General features: G+C 45.8%; 14 protein-coding genes. 3 read left to right on the top strand and 11 right to left on the bottom strand.

Annotated features, from left to right (window positions below):
• Nucleotides 1-2: 2 nt before the first annotated feature.
• The 6 genes from rlmH to leuS are packed head-to-tail and all read right to left on the bottom strand — an operon-like array spanning nt 3 to nt 5,634.
• A complete protein-coding gene (rlmH, locus tag ACYFDN_RS03135; RefSeq protein ID WP_016402199.1) occupies nt 3-473 on the bottom strand; it encodes a 23S rRNA (pseudouridine(1915)-N(3))-methyltransferase RlmH in 471 nt (156 codons plus the stop codon).
• Complete coding sequence (gene rsfS / locus ACYFDN_RS03130) at nt 470-814, bottom strand: ribosome silencing factor (protein ID WP_016402198.1); 345 nt, start codon at nt 812-814, stop codon at nt 470-472. Before rsfS ends, rlmH begins: the two co-directional genes overlap by 4 nt.
• Nucleotides 815-871: 57 nt before the next feature.
• The gene (gene nadD / locus ACYFDN_RS03125) at nt 872-1,513 is read right to left on the bottom strand and encodes a nicotinate-nucleotide adenylyltransferase (protein WP_483509957.1); all 642 of its coding nucleotides are present in this window, start codon (nt 1,511-1,513) and stop codon (nt 872-874) included.
• Nucleotides 1,506-2,516, bottom strand: a complete 1,011-nt coding sequence (holA, locus tag ACYFDN_RS03120) for a DNA polymerase III subunit delta (RefSeq protein ID WP_483509956.1) — start codon at nt 2,514-2,516, stop codon at nt 1,506-1,508. The genes nadD and holA overlap by 8 nt, the downstream gene beginning before the upstream one ends.
• Nucleotide 2,517: 1 nt before the next feature.
• Nucleotides 2,518-3,009: an LPS-assembly lipoprotein LptE gene (locus ACYFDN_RS03115; RefSeq protein ID WP_483509955.1), complete on the bottom strand. Its 492-nt coding sequence runs from the start codon at nt 3,007-3,009 to the stop codon at nt 2,518-2,520.
• A 45-nt stretch (nt 3,010-3,054) separates the two neighbouring features.
• Complete coding sequence (leuS, locus tag ACYFDN_RS03110) at nt 3,055-5,634, bottom strand: leucine--tRNA ligase (RefSeq protein ID WP_483509954.1); 2,580 nt, start codon at nt 5,632-5,634, stop codon at nt 3,055-3,057.
• Nucleotides 5,635-5,807: 173 nt separating this feature from the next.
• Here leuS and ACYFDN_RS03105 point away from each other — a divergent pair, with 173 nt between their 5' ends.
• Nucleotides 5,808-6,302 carry a zinc ribbon-containing protein gene (locus ACYFDN_RS03105; protein WP_016402193.1) on the top strand — a complete coding sequence of 165 codons (495 nt, stop codon included), beginning with the start codon at nt 5,808-5,810 and terminating at the stop codon, nt 6,300-6,302.
• A gap of 206 nt (nt 6,303-6,508) precedes the next feature.
• Here the strand turns inward: ACYFDN_RS03105 and lnt are convergent, their stop codons facing one another.
• Genes lnt through miaB form a run of 5 tightly spaced genes read right to left on the bottom strand, consistent with a single transcriptional unit; the run spans nt 6,509 to nt 11,980 of the window.
• Nucleotides 6,509-8,062 (bottom strand): apolipoprotein N-acyltransferase, encoded by a 1,554-nt coding sequence (gene lnt / locus ACYFDN_RS03100; RefSeq protein ID WP_483509953.1) that lies wholly within the window; start codon nt 8,060-8,062, stop codon nt 6,509-6,511.
• Nucleotides 8,063-8,947 carry a CNNM family magnesium/cobalt transport protein CorC gene (corC, locus tag ACYFDN_RS03095; protein WP_016402191.1) on the bottom strand — a complete coding sequence of 295 codons (885 nt, stop codon included), beginning with the start codon at nt 8,945-8,947 and terminating at the stop codon, nt 8,063-8,065.
• Between the two features lie 37 nt (nt 8,948-8,984).
• Nucleotides 8,985-9,431: an rRNA maturation RNase YbeY gene (ybeY, locus tag ACYFDN_RS03090; protein ID WP_016402190.1), complete on the bottom strand. Its 447-nt coding sequence runs from the start codon at nt 9,429-9,431 to the stop codon at nt 8,985-8,987.
• A gap of 2 nt (nt 9,432-9,433) precedes the next feature.
• On the bottom strand, nt 9,434-10,495 hold the full coding sequence (locus ACYFDN_RS03085; RefSeq protein ID WP_016402189.1) for a PhoH family protein: 1,062 nt from the start codon (nt 10,493-10,495) through the stop codon (nt 9,434-9,436).
• Between the two features lie 57 nt (nt 10,496-10,552).
• Entirely contained in the window at nt 10,553-11,980 is a 1,428-nt protein-coding gene (miaB, locus tag ACYFDN_RS03080; protein ID WP_040307283.1) for a tRNA (N6-isopentenyl adenosine(37)-C2)-methylthiotransferase MiaB, read from the bottom strand.
• Between miaB and ACYFDN_RS03075 the strand changes: the two genes are divergently transcribed.
• Complete coding sequence (locus ACYFDN_RS03075) at nt 11,942-12,211, top strand: hypothetical protein (RefSeq protein ID WP_483510048.1); 270 nt, start codon at nt 11,942-11,944, stop codon at nt 12,209-12,211. The genes miaB and ACYFDN_RS03075 overlap by 39 nt on opposite strands.
• Nucleotides 12,198-13,355 carry an FAD-dependent monooxygenase gene (locus tag ACYFDN_RS03070; protein ID WP_483509952.1) on the top strand — a complete coding sequence of 386 codons (1,158 nt, stop codon included), beginning with the start codon at nt 12,198-12,200 and terminating at the stop codon, nt 13,353-13,355. The genes ACYFDN_RS03075 and ACYFDN_RS03070 overlap by 14 nt, the downstream gene beginning before the upstream one ends.
• Nucleotides 13,356-13,458: the final 103 nt, after the last annotated feature.

Raw genomic sequence — 13,458 nt, 5'->3', positions numbered from 1 at the left:
GTTTATTCTCTGTGATAAGGGTGGTTAGCCGTAACACTCCACGCGCGATAGAGAGTTTCGGCTACGATAACTCTCACCATTGGGTGGGGCAAAGTGAGTGCCGATAGCGACCATCGTTGTTCGGCGATGTTGGTGCAACTTGGGGCTAAACCTTCTGGGCCACCAATTAACAGGCTTACATCGCGGCCGTCCATTTTCCAGTTGTCTAGTTGCTTCGCGAGCTGCGGGGTGGTCCAAGCTTTACCGGTAACCTCTAAAGTTACAACACGGTTGCCTTTAGGAATAACCGCTAAGGTGGCCTCACCTTCTTTATCAAGAATGCGCTTTATGTCGGCATTTTTACCGCGGTTCCCGGCTTTTACTTCAACCAGCTCTAGTGGCATATCTTTAGGAAAGCGACGCGCATACTCTTGATAGGCCGTCTCAACCCAAGCAGGCATTTTAGTGCCTACAGCCACTAACTGTATTTTCATCCGGCTTTAGACTCAGAAACAGCGGGTGCCCATAGTTTTTCAAGTTGGTAAAAGTCGCGAGCGCTGTCTTGCATTACGTGCAATACCACATCACCTAGATCAACCAATACCCACTCTGACTCGTCCATGCCTTCGATGCCAATCACTTCAAGTTCAACTTGCTTGGCTTCTTTAACTACATTGTCGGCGATGGATTTAACATGACGCTTAGAATTACCACTACAAATTATCATGGTATCGGTCACGTTAGAGAGTTGGCTTACGTCTAGATTTTGAATATCTCGACCTTTCATATCTTCAATTTTGTCTACTACAAAATCGATCAGTTGTTGGTTTTGCAACAAAAGAACCCCAAATTTGGCTTAAAAGATAAGTATATCACGCTCTGTCTGGCTAGGTTAAGCGCCGTAAAGCTTATGTTGAAGAATATAGTTAAGGACTTTTTCAGATAACTGATTTTTCAGCAAGTCTAGGTTTGCTTGGTTTTGCAAGTGCTGGCGGATCTGGCTCGAAGACATATCCATTTTTTGCAGCTGACAAAAGTATATTTTGCCATTGTTGTGAGCGCTTAGCTCACGAACATCTTTACATAACTTGGTTTCAAGCCATTGGCTTAGCTGCTCTGAGACTTGTAAGTGGTAACCGGGGCGCGCAATCACGACCAAATGTGCGTAGTCGCAAAGTGTTTGCCATTCACGCCATTTATCTAAATGATTGAACGAATCTAAACCCATCACAAAGCCAAGCGGCTGATTTGGATATTCATTAGCGAGTTGTTTAAGGGTATCGCAGGTATAAGAGTGGCCGCCTCGAGCAACTTCGCGCCAGTCTAGCTTAAGTTGAGGGTAATCACTTAGTGCAAGCTCTAGCAATTGTTGGCGGTGTTGCGCGGTGCTAAATTGCTTTTCTTTAAGCGGTGATAAGGCATTGGGCAGCAGTGTTATGTCGGCAGCATTGGTGGCGGCTAGCAATTGTTGGGCACTGATAACGTGTCCAAGGTGAATAGGGTCAAATGAGCCGCCAAAAAACAGCTTAAGCATGTGTTACCGCTGGTGATGCCAATTCAAACACTAAGCGCTCTAATTGGTGCCAAGCATGGTCACCGGTAAATTGCTTAATGGCTTTGTCTATTTCGGCAACTTGCATACGCGCAGCGTTAACTTGTTGTGGGCTATAGCGTTTTGCCGCGCTACTGACTAAGCCTTGGCGCTTATTCCAAACGCCGTGCTGTTTAAATAAACTGGAATGGTGGCTAGAGGGCTGCTCTTGCAAAAGCTGTAGCAACTTAAACTCTTTGTCTAGGCCCCAATTGATTAAGGTTGGCTCTTCGCCTTCAAGTTGCAGCTGCTTAATGATTAATAAGCTGCGCTGAAAGTCACCACCTAATAGTGCATCGACCAATTGAAAACTTGAGAAATGATTGGCATGTGACAAGCCCGCTTCAATTTCTTTTAACGAAGGAAGTTGCTGCCCCCAGCGTAATGCAATGGTTGATATTGCCTGGCTAAGCGCGAGTAAGTTCCCTTCATAATAATGCAGTAATAAGGCTATTAGGTCGTTATCGGCGGGCAGGTGTTGTTGGCTTAAACGTTGCCTTACCCAAGCGTGCAATTGTCCACCTTCTGGTGGATAAATCATTACCACTAAGCCTTGTTGGTCAAAAAGCTTGTACCAATTTTGCTTTTCATTGGCTTTGGTTAACTTAGGCACGCTGAGTAAAAATCGAGTCTCAGGGTTGAGCAACTGTAGTAGTTCATCAAGCTGATTTTGAATGGCTTTGTCGGGTACCCGATCAAGTTGCAGTTCAATTAAACGATATTGGCTAAACAGCGACAGCTCAGACATTGCATCAAAAATATCTGGCCATTGAAAGTCTGCATCAAAGGTGAACTTTAAGCGTTCTTCAGCCAAACCTTGTTGTTGTAATTGTTGGCGAATGCTGTCGATAGTTTCAATCTTAATCAGCGGTTCTTCACCTGCTATTAAATAGCAGCTGTAGTTTGCGGCATTTTGCTGTGACAAGCGGTCAGCGTAGATGCGCATATTACCAACTAACCGTAGCCAATTGACGCATAATTTGGTCGGCAGCCATTACCCGTAACTCGTCGTACAATAGCTCCCGCTCTCGTTGTTTTGCTAGTGCTGCTAAGGGGTTATCTTGGAAGTCTCGGTGGAGTTGCACATTAATCGGGAAGTTGCCTTGGTCGGCAATTTGCAAGTAACCGCCCACTTGATAACTTAACTCGTATTCTGCGACCTGACCGTTTTCGAATAACGACAGCGTGCGCTTGCTAATATCTTCGCCTCTTAGGTGCAGGGTTGGAATGCCACTTTCAGGAAATTCAAATACTGCGACATTGTTTTGCGCTAGTTGACGTTTTAGCTCACGAACTAGTGGGCTAAATTCATCACTTGAAGATACGTAGATTTGAGTGAGTTTCTCATCTAACAAATAGCTGCCACGTGGTGCAAAACCACAGGCCGAAATTAGGCTAATGGCTAAGGCAATAACGGCGAAACGAATGGTTGTAGTCATGCTTTCTCGCAGTAAAAAACGGCGGGTGATAGCCCGCCGTATAACTTAGTTAGCAACAATGTTAAGCAGTTTACCTGCAACATAAATCACTTTGCGTACGGTTTTTCCGTCAACAAACTTAGCGACATTTTCGTCGCCCATTGCCAGCGCTTGAACTGCCTCTTGGTCTGCATCTGCAGCCACAGTAAGTTTAGCGCGTAGCTTGCCGTTTACTTGCACAACAATGAGTTTGCTGTCTTCTACCATGGCTTTTTCATCGGCACTTGGCCAAGCCGCTGTATCAATGTCACCTTCGTTGCCAAGTAGTGTCCATAATTGGTCACAGATGTGCGGCGTAATAGGCGATAGCATTAGTACTACTGCATTAATTGCTTCACGGGTTACTGCGCGGTTATTGGCATCACTTTGATCAGCTTTAGTGAGTTTGTTCATCAACTCCATAATCGCTGCAATAGCAGTGTTAAAGGTTTGACGACGACCAACATCATCACTCACCTTAGCGATGGTTTTATGCACTTCACGACGTAGATCTTTTTGTGCTGCGCTCAAGCTTGCCACATCAAGCGCTGGTGTTTCGCCAGCATTAACGTGGTCGTAGGCAAGTTTCCAAACACGGCGTAGGAAACGTAATGAGCCTTCTACTGCGCTGTCTTGCCACTCAAGGGTTTGCTCGGCAGGAGCAGCAAACATCATAAACAAGCGCACAGTGTCGGCACCGTATTTGTCTACCATTACCTGTGGGTCGATGCCGTTGTTTTTCGACTTCGACATTTTACTCATGCCGGCGTAAACAAGTGCTTTGCCATCGGCAGTTTTAGCACTGGTAATACGGCCTTTTTCGTCTTTCTCAGTGATGGCATCAACTGGAGAAACCCAAACCTTACCGCCTTTCTCATCTTCGTAGTAGAAGGCGTCGGCTAATACCATGCCTTGAGTAAGCAAGCGTTTAAACGGTTCGTCTGAATCCACTAAGCCGGTATCGCGCAATAGTTTGTGGAAGAAACGTGCGTAAAGTAGGTGCAAAATCGCGTGCTCGATACCACCAATGTATTGATCAACCGGCAACCAGTAGTTTGCTTGCTCTGGGTCTAGCATCATGTCTTCGTTGTTAGCACTACAGTAACGCGCGTAGTACCAGCTAGATTCCATGAAGGTGTCGAAAGTATCGGTTTCGTGGAAGGCTTCTTGACCTTCAAATTCAGTTTTTGCCCACTCTGGATCGGCTTTAATTGGCGAGGTTACGCCATTCATCACCACATCTTCTGGAAGAACAACCGGTAGTTGGTCTTCTGGCACTGGCACAACATCACCGTTAGCTAGGTTTAGCATTGGGATTGGCGTACCCCAGTAACGCTGGCGGCTTACGCCCCAATCGCGTAGGCGGAAGTTAACTTGTTTGTTACCTTTACCAATGGATTCAAGTTTGGCTGCAACGGCATCAAAGGCGGCTTTAAATTCTAAGCCGTCAAATTCATCCGAGTTAAACAATACGCCTTTCTCGGTGAATGCCTGCTCTGATAAGTCTAGCTCAGCATCGCTTGGCTTAATCACACCTACAATGTCTAAACCGTAAGCTTGAGCAAATTCGAAATCACGTTGGTCGTGTGCTGGCACAGCCATTACTGCACCAGAGCCGTAACCCATTAATACAAAGTTAGCGACCCAAATTGGCACTAGCTTACCCGTTAGGGGATGAACGGCATTTAGGCCAGTGGCCATGCCTTTCTTCTCCATGGTCGCCATGTCGGCTTCGGCCACTTTGTTGTTTTTGCATTCTTCGATGAAGGCGGCTAATTCTGGGTTAGTTTTAGCGGCTTCTAAAGCAAGTGGATGTTGCGCAGCTACGCCAACGTAGGTTACACCCATTACGGTGTCTGGGCGGGTGGTGTAAATAGAGAATTGCTCGTTGCTGTTCTCTAAACCAAACTGTATTTCTACGCCTTCAGAACGGCCAATCCAGTTACGCTGCATGGTTTTTACTTGCTCTGGCCAATCGTCTAGTTGGTCGAGATCATCAAGTAACTCTTGTGCGTAATCGGTGATTTTAATAAACCACTGAGGGATTTCTTTTTGCTCTACTAAAGCACCAGAACGCCAGCCTCGGCCATCAATAACTTGTTCGTTGGCTAATACTGTTTGGTCTACTGGATCCCAGTTTACCGTAGCCATTTTTTTGTAAACTAAGCCTTTTTCGTAAAGCTTAGTGAAGAACCACTGCTCCCAACGGTAGTAATCTGGCTTACAGGTTGCCAGTTCACGGTCCCAGTCGTAGCCAAAACCCAACTGCTTTAGCTGAGTTTTCATATATTCGATATTCTCGTATGTCCATTTAGCTGGCGCAGTATTGTTGTTAATCGCTGCGTTTTCTGCTGGAAGACCAAATGCATCCCAACCCATTGGTTGCATAACGTTTTTACCTTGCATGCGCTGGTAGCGAGAGACTACATCACCAATGGTGTAGTTGCGCACGTGACCCATATGCAGGCGACCGCTTGGGTATGGGAACATAGACAGACAGTAAAACTTCTCTTTACCCGGCTGTTCAACAACTTTAAAGGTTTGCGCTTGCTCCCAGTGCTGTTGCACTTTGGTTTCAATATCACGCGGATTGTATTGCTCTTGCATTGATGGAATCTTCCAGAATGAACCAAATTTGGATTAGGCAGCCTATTGCTACCATACTCGATCCGCATAGGATACCGAGTCCGCCTGCCGACAACAATAGCTAGCGCACATTTGCAGTGAAACAAAAGGTCTATGCTTAATAATGTAAATGCACTTTAGACTGTGGGTGAGTTATGCCAAAGCGAGTAAAAGCCTATCAAGCCTTTGTGGAAGACCTTGAAAAACGCATTCAAGAAAGTGGGGAAGTGGGTCAAGAAGAGCTGTCTAAGCTAATTGATACCACGCAAGAGTATTTACAAGCTGCTAGTGATTTAAGCCAAGATGAATGGCAGCTTATTGCTAACTACGTTCGTCGAGATTTAAGCGACTGGAAAACCGATTACCAGCGCGCTTATGACGAAAGCCCTGGAATGGCACTGCTTAAAGAAAGCATATGGTATTGGCTGGCTAAGTTAAGTGACCAAAGCCAAGTAGAGTGGCATGAGTTGATTGGTGATCTGCAACATCAAGGCGTGTATCAAAGCGGCGAGCTAATTGGTTTAGGGGTGATAGAGTGCGCTGAATGTGGTGATAAAACCGCACTGTGGCACCCAACCATTATTAGTAGCTGCGAACATTGCCAAGGTAAGCGATTTTATCGTCATCCTATTAGTGAGCAGCAGGCTTGAGATAACTCAAAGCGCTTGTTATACCAATCGTACTAAGTAACGGTTCATTCTATCTGGTTAAAATGCTCGACAACTGCGTTAGGATTTTTGATTGTAGAATAACTACTTATCGAAAAATCCTGCCTTATTCTCGAGTATTTTTCCTGCGTTATTTCTGTTCACTTACTTAGTGTGATTGGTATCACGCCAGCGCTTTGATGCTTAGTTTAATAGTTGGCAGCAGGTTGCAGCTTTCGCTGGCGGATCCGTTGTACCAAGCCAGAGGCTAAACCAAGTAACACGATTAACGCGACAGGCCATAGACCAAAGCGTTGATAAGGTGTTATCCCAGTAGCAGGGGTAACATCATCGGTGAGTGTTAACTGTTGATACTCAGGCGCACGCTGCTGAATATTACCAAAGCGGTCGATTATTGCGGTTACCCCTGTATTGGTTGAGCGCACTACTGGTCTGCCAAATTCTAAGGCGCGCATTTGGGCAATTTCTAAATGCTGCTGTGGCCCAATAGAGGTGCCAAACCAAGCATCGTTGCTGACCGTTATAATCGCGTCGGTCTCTGGCGTAAATTGCGGTCTTAGCAATTCACCAAAGGCGATTTCATAGCAAATTGCCGCTAGCCATTGATGTCCTTTTACTTCCAAGTTCTGCTGCATAGTATCCCCGCGATTAAACGAAGACATTGGCAAATTGAAAAACGGCGCTAAGGGGCGCAGCAATTGCTCAAAAGGCACAAACTCACCTATCGGTAATAAGTGATTTTTATAGTAGCGATTAGGGTTTTCGTAGTAATACGCAGAACTTGCACCCGCTTCTTCCGTTTGCTGACCCAGTGTTATTAGTGCGTTGTAATACTGGTTACTTTGTAAGTCGTGAGCAATAACACCAGTGATTAAGGCTTGTTGTTTATTAAGTAATTGGCCGTCTAAGTCATGTAAGAAATCAATGACTTCATATTCTAAGGCTGCGATAGCGGATTCGGGCCAAACTATTACATCGGCATTGTCTATCGCGGCGGTTTCTTGTTGGTACATAACAAGGCTTGCTGCACGATGTTGTGGTAACCATTTTATATCTAGAGGCACATTGCCTTGTACCAATGCAACTTTTAGTGAGTCCTGAGCTTGGGTCCAGCTTACCCCTTTAAAGGTTAATCCCAGTACCAGCGGTAAGGCAATTGTTAGGCAAGCCAGCCAGCGAACCTTTCCCTTGTTAACCAAGATAAGTGCAGCTGATGCTGCAATTAACAACACTAGCCAAGTAACCCCATAAAGACCAAACACTGGTGCAATAGTTGATAATGGCGAATCTATTTGACTGTAACCAGGTTGCAACCAAGGAAAGCCCGTTAATACCCAGCTGCGCAGCCATTCACCTAGTAACCAGCAGGCGGGAAACCACAGCAAGAAAAACGTAAGCCGGCGCGGCCCTTGCCATTTGTTTGCAAGCCAACAGGAAAAGGCAGGGTACAGGGCAAGGTAGGCAACCAATAGCGCCATAAGTGCAAGGCTAACTATCAAAGGCATGCCGCCAAACTCAGCCATGCTTACGTGCACCCAGTGAATGCCATAGCCAAACCAGCCTAAGCCATAACAAAAGCCCAGTTTAAAGCCTGACTGCTCTGGCTTTAACAGTAGCAATAAACCTAATAGTGAGAGAGGCATCAGTGGCCAGAGGCCATAAGGAGCAAAGGCGAAGGGGGCGATAAGGCCACAAACAAAAGCGGCTAACAAACGTAGCCGCGGTGTTAATACTTGTTTCATTTATTCTTGAATGCTTAATTGCAAGGCTTTCTCTTCTGGTATGCTCACCTGTAGCTGCACTAAGCGGCGGCGGTCGGCGGTGCGAACCTTAAAGCGGTAGCCTTCAATTTCAATTGATTCCCCCCGGCCAGGTAAATGGCCAAAGGCGTGAGTCACCATTCCACCAATAGTATCCACTTCTTCGTCGCTAAATTCGCAACCAAAGTATTGGTTAAAGTCTTCGATGTCGGTGAGGGCATTTACCGCAAAGGTTTTATCATTGATGCGGCGAATATCATCTTGTAGCGCTTCTTCGTTGGCAAACTCATCTTCGATATCACCCACAATAATTTCGAGTATGTCTTCAATGGTCACCAGACCGGATACACCACCAAACTCATCAACTACAATGGCCATGTGGTAGCGCTCGCTGCGAAACTCTTTTAGCAGTTTGTCGATGCGTTTACTTTCTGGCACTACAACTGCAGGGCGAATCACTTCGCTAAGGGGCGTGGTTGATGCTTCTTCGGTAAAAGCGAATTTGAGCAGATCTTTGGCGAGAAGTACGCCTTCAATGTGGTCTTTGTCTTCGTTGATAACCGGAAAGCGAGAGTGTCGCGCTTCGGTTAGCGTGGGTAAAATCTGTGCAATGGTTTGGCTAACATCTAAGGTTACCATTTGCGAGCGAGGGATCATGATGTCTCTTACACGCTGGCTTGATACATCAAGCACACCTTCAATCATCTCTCGGGTATTTTGGTCGATCAGTTCTCGTTGATTGGCGTCTTGAATTACTTCTACCAATTCCTCTTTGCTTTTCGGCTCTCCTTGTACCAGCTGAACAATTTTATCTATCCAGCCTTTCTTAGCAGAACCGTTGCTAGAGTGAGGGTTGTCGTCGCTCATATCTTTCTTTTTTACCTAGTTAGTTATTCAACAGGTATTAGTAAGGGTTACTAATACCTAATTTGGTAAGCACTGCGATTTCTAGTGCTTCCATTTCTTCTGCTTCTTGATCCTCGATATGATCATAACCTAGCAGATGAAGGCTTCCATGTACAACCATGTGTGCCCAGTGATCAAACACCGGTTTTCCCTGTTCTTCGGCTTCACGTTCTACCACTTGGCGGCATATCACTAAGTCACCTAATAGTGGCAAACTTACGCCCGGAGGCGCTTCAAATGGGAAAGATAACACGTTGGTTGGTTTATCTTTATGACGGTATTGAGAATTTAACGCTTGGCTTTCGGCTTCGTCAACAATGCGAACGGTAATTTCGCTATCATGGTCTTGTTCTACCAAAGTTGCATGCAACCATGCTTCAAATGCGCTGATACTTGGCAGATTTTCTTCATCACCCGTGGCGATTTGTAGATCAACAACCGCCATGTTTATTCTCCGCCACTTTGGCTAAGTTTTTGCGCAGCTTCGCGGCGTTGCTTTTGTTTTTCTTCGGCAATGCGGTCACGCTCATCTTGCTCTTCGTAAGCTTCTACAATAGCGGCGACAATGGGGTGGCGAACCACGTCAGCGGCTTGGAAGAAATTAAAGCTTAGTGCTGGCACCTCACTCAGTACTTCAATGGCGTGGCGTAGGCCAGATTTTTGATGGCGTGGTAAGTCAATTTGAGTGATATCACCGGTAATCACCGCACGCGAGTTAAAGCCAATACGGGTTAAGAACATTTTCATTTGTTCTACCGTGGTATTCTGGCTTTCATCGAGAATGATGTAAGCATCGTTTAGAGTACGGCCACGCATGTAAGCTAAAGGAGCAACTTCTATAACATTGCGTTCTATTAAGCGCTCTACTTTTTCAAAGCCGAGCATTTCAAATAGGGCGTCGTAAAGTGGGCGTAGATAAGGATCGACTTTTTGGCTTAAGTCACCGGGTAAAAAACCCAGTTTTTCACCGGCTTCTACCGCTGGGCGAGTAAGCAAAATACGGCGTACCTCTTGGCGCTCTAGGGCGTCAACTGCACAAGCTACAGCCAAATAGGTTTTACCGGTACCTGCAGGGCCAATACCAAAGGTTACGTCGTGGCCAAGCATGTTACCAATATAGCTTGCTTGGTTTGGCGTACGCGGCTTAATTACACCCCGTTTGGTTTTAATGTTTAATTCTTTACCGTAGTGCTGAGTATTTTCTTCGTCTTGCTCGAGTGCGTGGCTCTCTTGAATCGCTAAGTGGACTTTTTCAGGGCTTAGCTCTGGAATATCGCCACCTTTTAGCGGCGCGGTTTCAACATATAGCGAACGCAAAATGCTACCAGCAATCAAACACATGCCATGGCGGCCAGTAATTTGAAAGTTGTTACTGCGGTAACTAATTTCTACACCTAAACGGCGTTCAAGTTGCTTTAAGTTGTCATCAAGTGGGCCGCAAAGTTGGGCAAGGCGAGGGCTAGAGGCTGGCTCTAGATGTATTTCAATAGAATTGATTTTATTACTCAAATTGTTTTCGGGCTGGCTATGGTAGCCAGCCTCAACTCCTTAAAAGCGTATCGGCGACTAAGGCGTAAAGCTCGCCACACCAAGGTGGTCAGCTTGCCCATCGGTTTTGTCGATAATAGTGGCAGGGGCAACGTCATTACGCAACTCCATTTGTTGTTCTGTTCTTAGCAATTCACCACGTAAAGAGTGAGCAAACACATCAACAATTTTCACATCAACGAATTGACCTATAACGTCATGGCTGCCTTCAAAGTTCACTACGCGGTTATTTTCAGTGCGGCCACGCAATTCCATTGGGTTTTTCTTGGAAGGGCCTTCAACCAAAATGCGTTGCTCGGTATCTAGCATACGGCGGCTAACTTGCATCGCTTGTTGGTTAATGCGCTCTTGCAAAATATATAAGCGTTGTTTTTTCTCTTCTTCACTTACGTCGTCTGGTAAGTCTGCCGCTGGCGTACCTGGGCGTGCGCTGTAAACAAAGCTAAAGCTCATATCAAAGTTAACTTGCTCAATAAGCTTCATTGTATCGGCAAAATCATCTTGGGTTTCACCAGGGTAGCCAACAATGAAGTCAGAGCTAATTTCGATGTCGGGGCGCGCTTTACGTAGCTTGCGAATAATCGATTTGTACTCAATGGCTGTGTGGCCGCGCTTCATTAAGTTAAGAATGCGGTCGGCACCACTTTGTACAGGTAGGTGTAAAAAGCTCACTAGCTCAGGAGTATCGGCATATACCTCAACAATATCGTCGGTAAATTCGATCGGGTGGCTTGTGGTAAAGCGAATACGGTCGATGCCATTAATGCTAGCAACGTAACGTAGTAGTTCGGCAAAAGTACAAATGTTGTCGTCGTGAGTAAGGCCGCGGTAGGCATTTACGTTTTGCCCAAGCAGGTTTACTTCACGTACCCCTTGTTCGGCTAACGAGGCAATTTCGTATAGAACATCGTCAAGCGGACGGCTTACTTCTTCGCCACGGGTATACGGTACAACACAGAAGGTACAATATTTACTACAGCCTTCCATAATTGATACAAACGCGGTTGCGCCTTCGGCTCGAGGCTCTGGTAAACGGTCAAACTTTTCGATTTCTGGGAAGCTTACGTCTACTACCGACTTCTCGCCGCCTTTCACTTGTTTGATCATTTCCGGCAAGCGGTGCAGGGTTTGCGGGCCAAACACAATATCAACGTAAGGTGCGCGCTCACGAATGGCTTTGCCTTCTTGTGAGGCTACACAGCCACCTACACCAATCACTAAGTTTGGCTTTTTGTTTTTGAGTGTTTTCCAGCGACCTAATTGGTGAAATACTTTTTCCTGCGCTTTTTCGCGAATAGAGCAAGTGTTTAGCAACAGTACGTCGGCATCGTCAGCTTCTTCAGTAAGCTGAAAACCATGGGTTGCATCGAGTAGGTCAGCCATTTTCGAGGAATCGTACTCGTTCATTTGGCAGCCCCAAGTTTTTATATGCAGCTTATTTCCCATCGTTTTACTCATCATTACATCGTTAAAAAAGGAGGCGTATTTTACTGGTTTATAGCAAGCCTTGCTAGTAACAATAACGGTGATTACCAGAAAAAGGTCAAAAAACATCCGCGTGCTGTTGTGTTGGCTTTGCCGCTCAAATTTTTATTTCAAGATTCGCATCCATTTATCGCTTCAGGTTACACTGCAGAAAATAGTGAGAACAAATTGAAATACCATGGAAAAATTTGATGTTGTGGTAATTGGCGGCGGCATGATTGGCGCAGCCAGTGCGCAAGGTTTTGCCTTGCAGGGCTTATCGGTATTGATGTTGGAGTCTTTTGAGCCCAAAGCTTTTGACACCAATCAGCCAATAGACTTGCGTGTAAGCGCAATAAGCCAAGCCAGCGTTAATTTACTTAAGCACTTGCAAGCTTGGCCGCATATTAGCGCTATGCGCTTGTGCCCCTACCTACAACTGCAAGTGTGGGAAGATCCCAAAGATAAGCTGATTTTTGATTCAGCTCAACTCGATTTGCCCGAATTAGGTTTTATGCTAGAAAATCGCATTATCCAATTAGGTTTATGGCAAGCCAACGAGCAGGTCGGTGTAAAACGTAATATCGTTAAGCAAGTACAGCTTGTTAGCAATACCGCGCAAGGTGTAGAGCTTAATGTTGATGGGAAAGCGGTGAGTGCAGGCTTGATGGTAGTCGCAGACGGTGCAAATTCTCAAATGCGCCAGCAGCTAGGTTTAGGCATTAGCGCTTGGGATTATCGCCATGATTGCTTTGCCATTAACGTTAGGCTAGATGCGCCTCAGCAAACGGCTACTTGGCAACAGTTTTATCCTACTGGCCCACGAGCGTTGTTACCACTGGCAGATCAACACGCTGCCCTTATTTGGTATGACGCTAAAGCCACTATTCAAGGCCTCAAGCAGCTTAACAAAGCGCAGCTAAAACAACGCATCGAATCAGAGTTTCCTGCTTTACCGGGTGATATTGAAATACTAGATAGCGCCAGTTTTCCGTTAACTCGACGCCACGTAGATCGTTATGTAAAACATAGCGCAGTGGTGATTGGCGATGCCGCTCATACTATTAACCCATTAGCAGGGCAGGGGGTAAACCTTGGCTACCGCGACGTGAAGTGCTTGTTGGAACAATTCGAGCGCTATGACATGGCGGATAAACAAAAGGCACTACGTCGCTTTGAAGTGCGCCGTAAGCCCGATAATCACCTGATGCAAAGCGGCATGGATTTGTTTTACTTAATGTTCTCCAACAGTTTGCCGCCGCTACAGGCTATTCGAAAGCTTGCAATTAAAAGCGTACAACAAGCGGGCCCAGTAAAAGACTGGGCACTTAAATATGCTTTAGGAGATTTGCAGTAGCACTCCTGTTTATTCGCTAACATTTAATGAGCCTGCGTTATTTTTGAACACTTACTTAGTGTGATTGGTATAAGCAGGTTTTTTTTAATGTTTGAAAGGCAGA

The sequence above is a fragment of the Agarivorans sp. D1326 genome (assembly GCF_056958115.1).
Note: the sequence above shows the minus strand (reverse complement) of the source record. Positions and strands in the feature narration are given on the sequence as shown.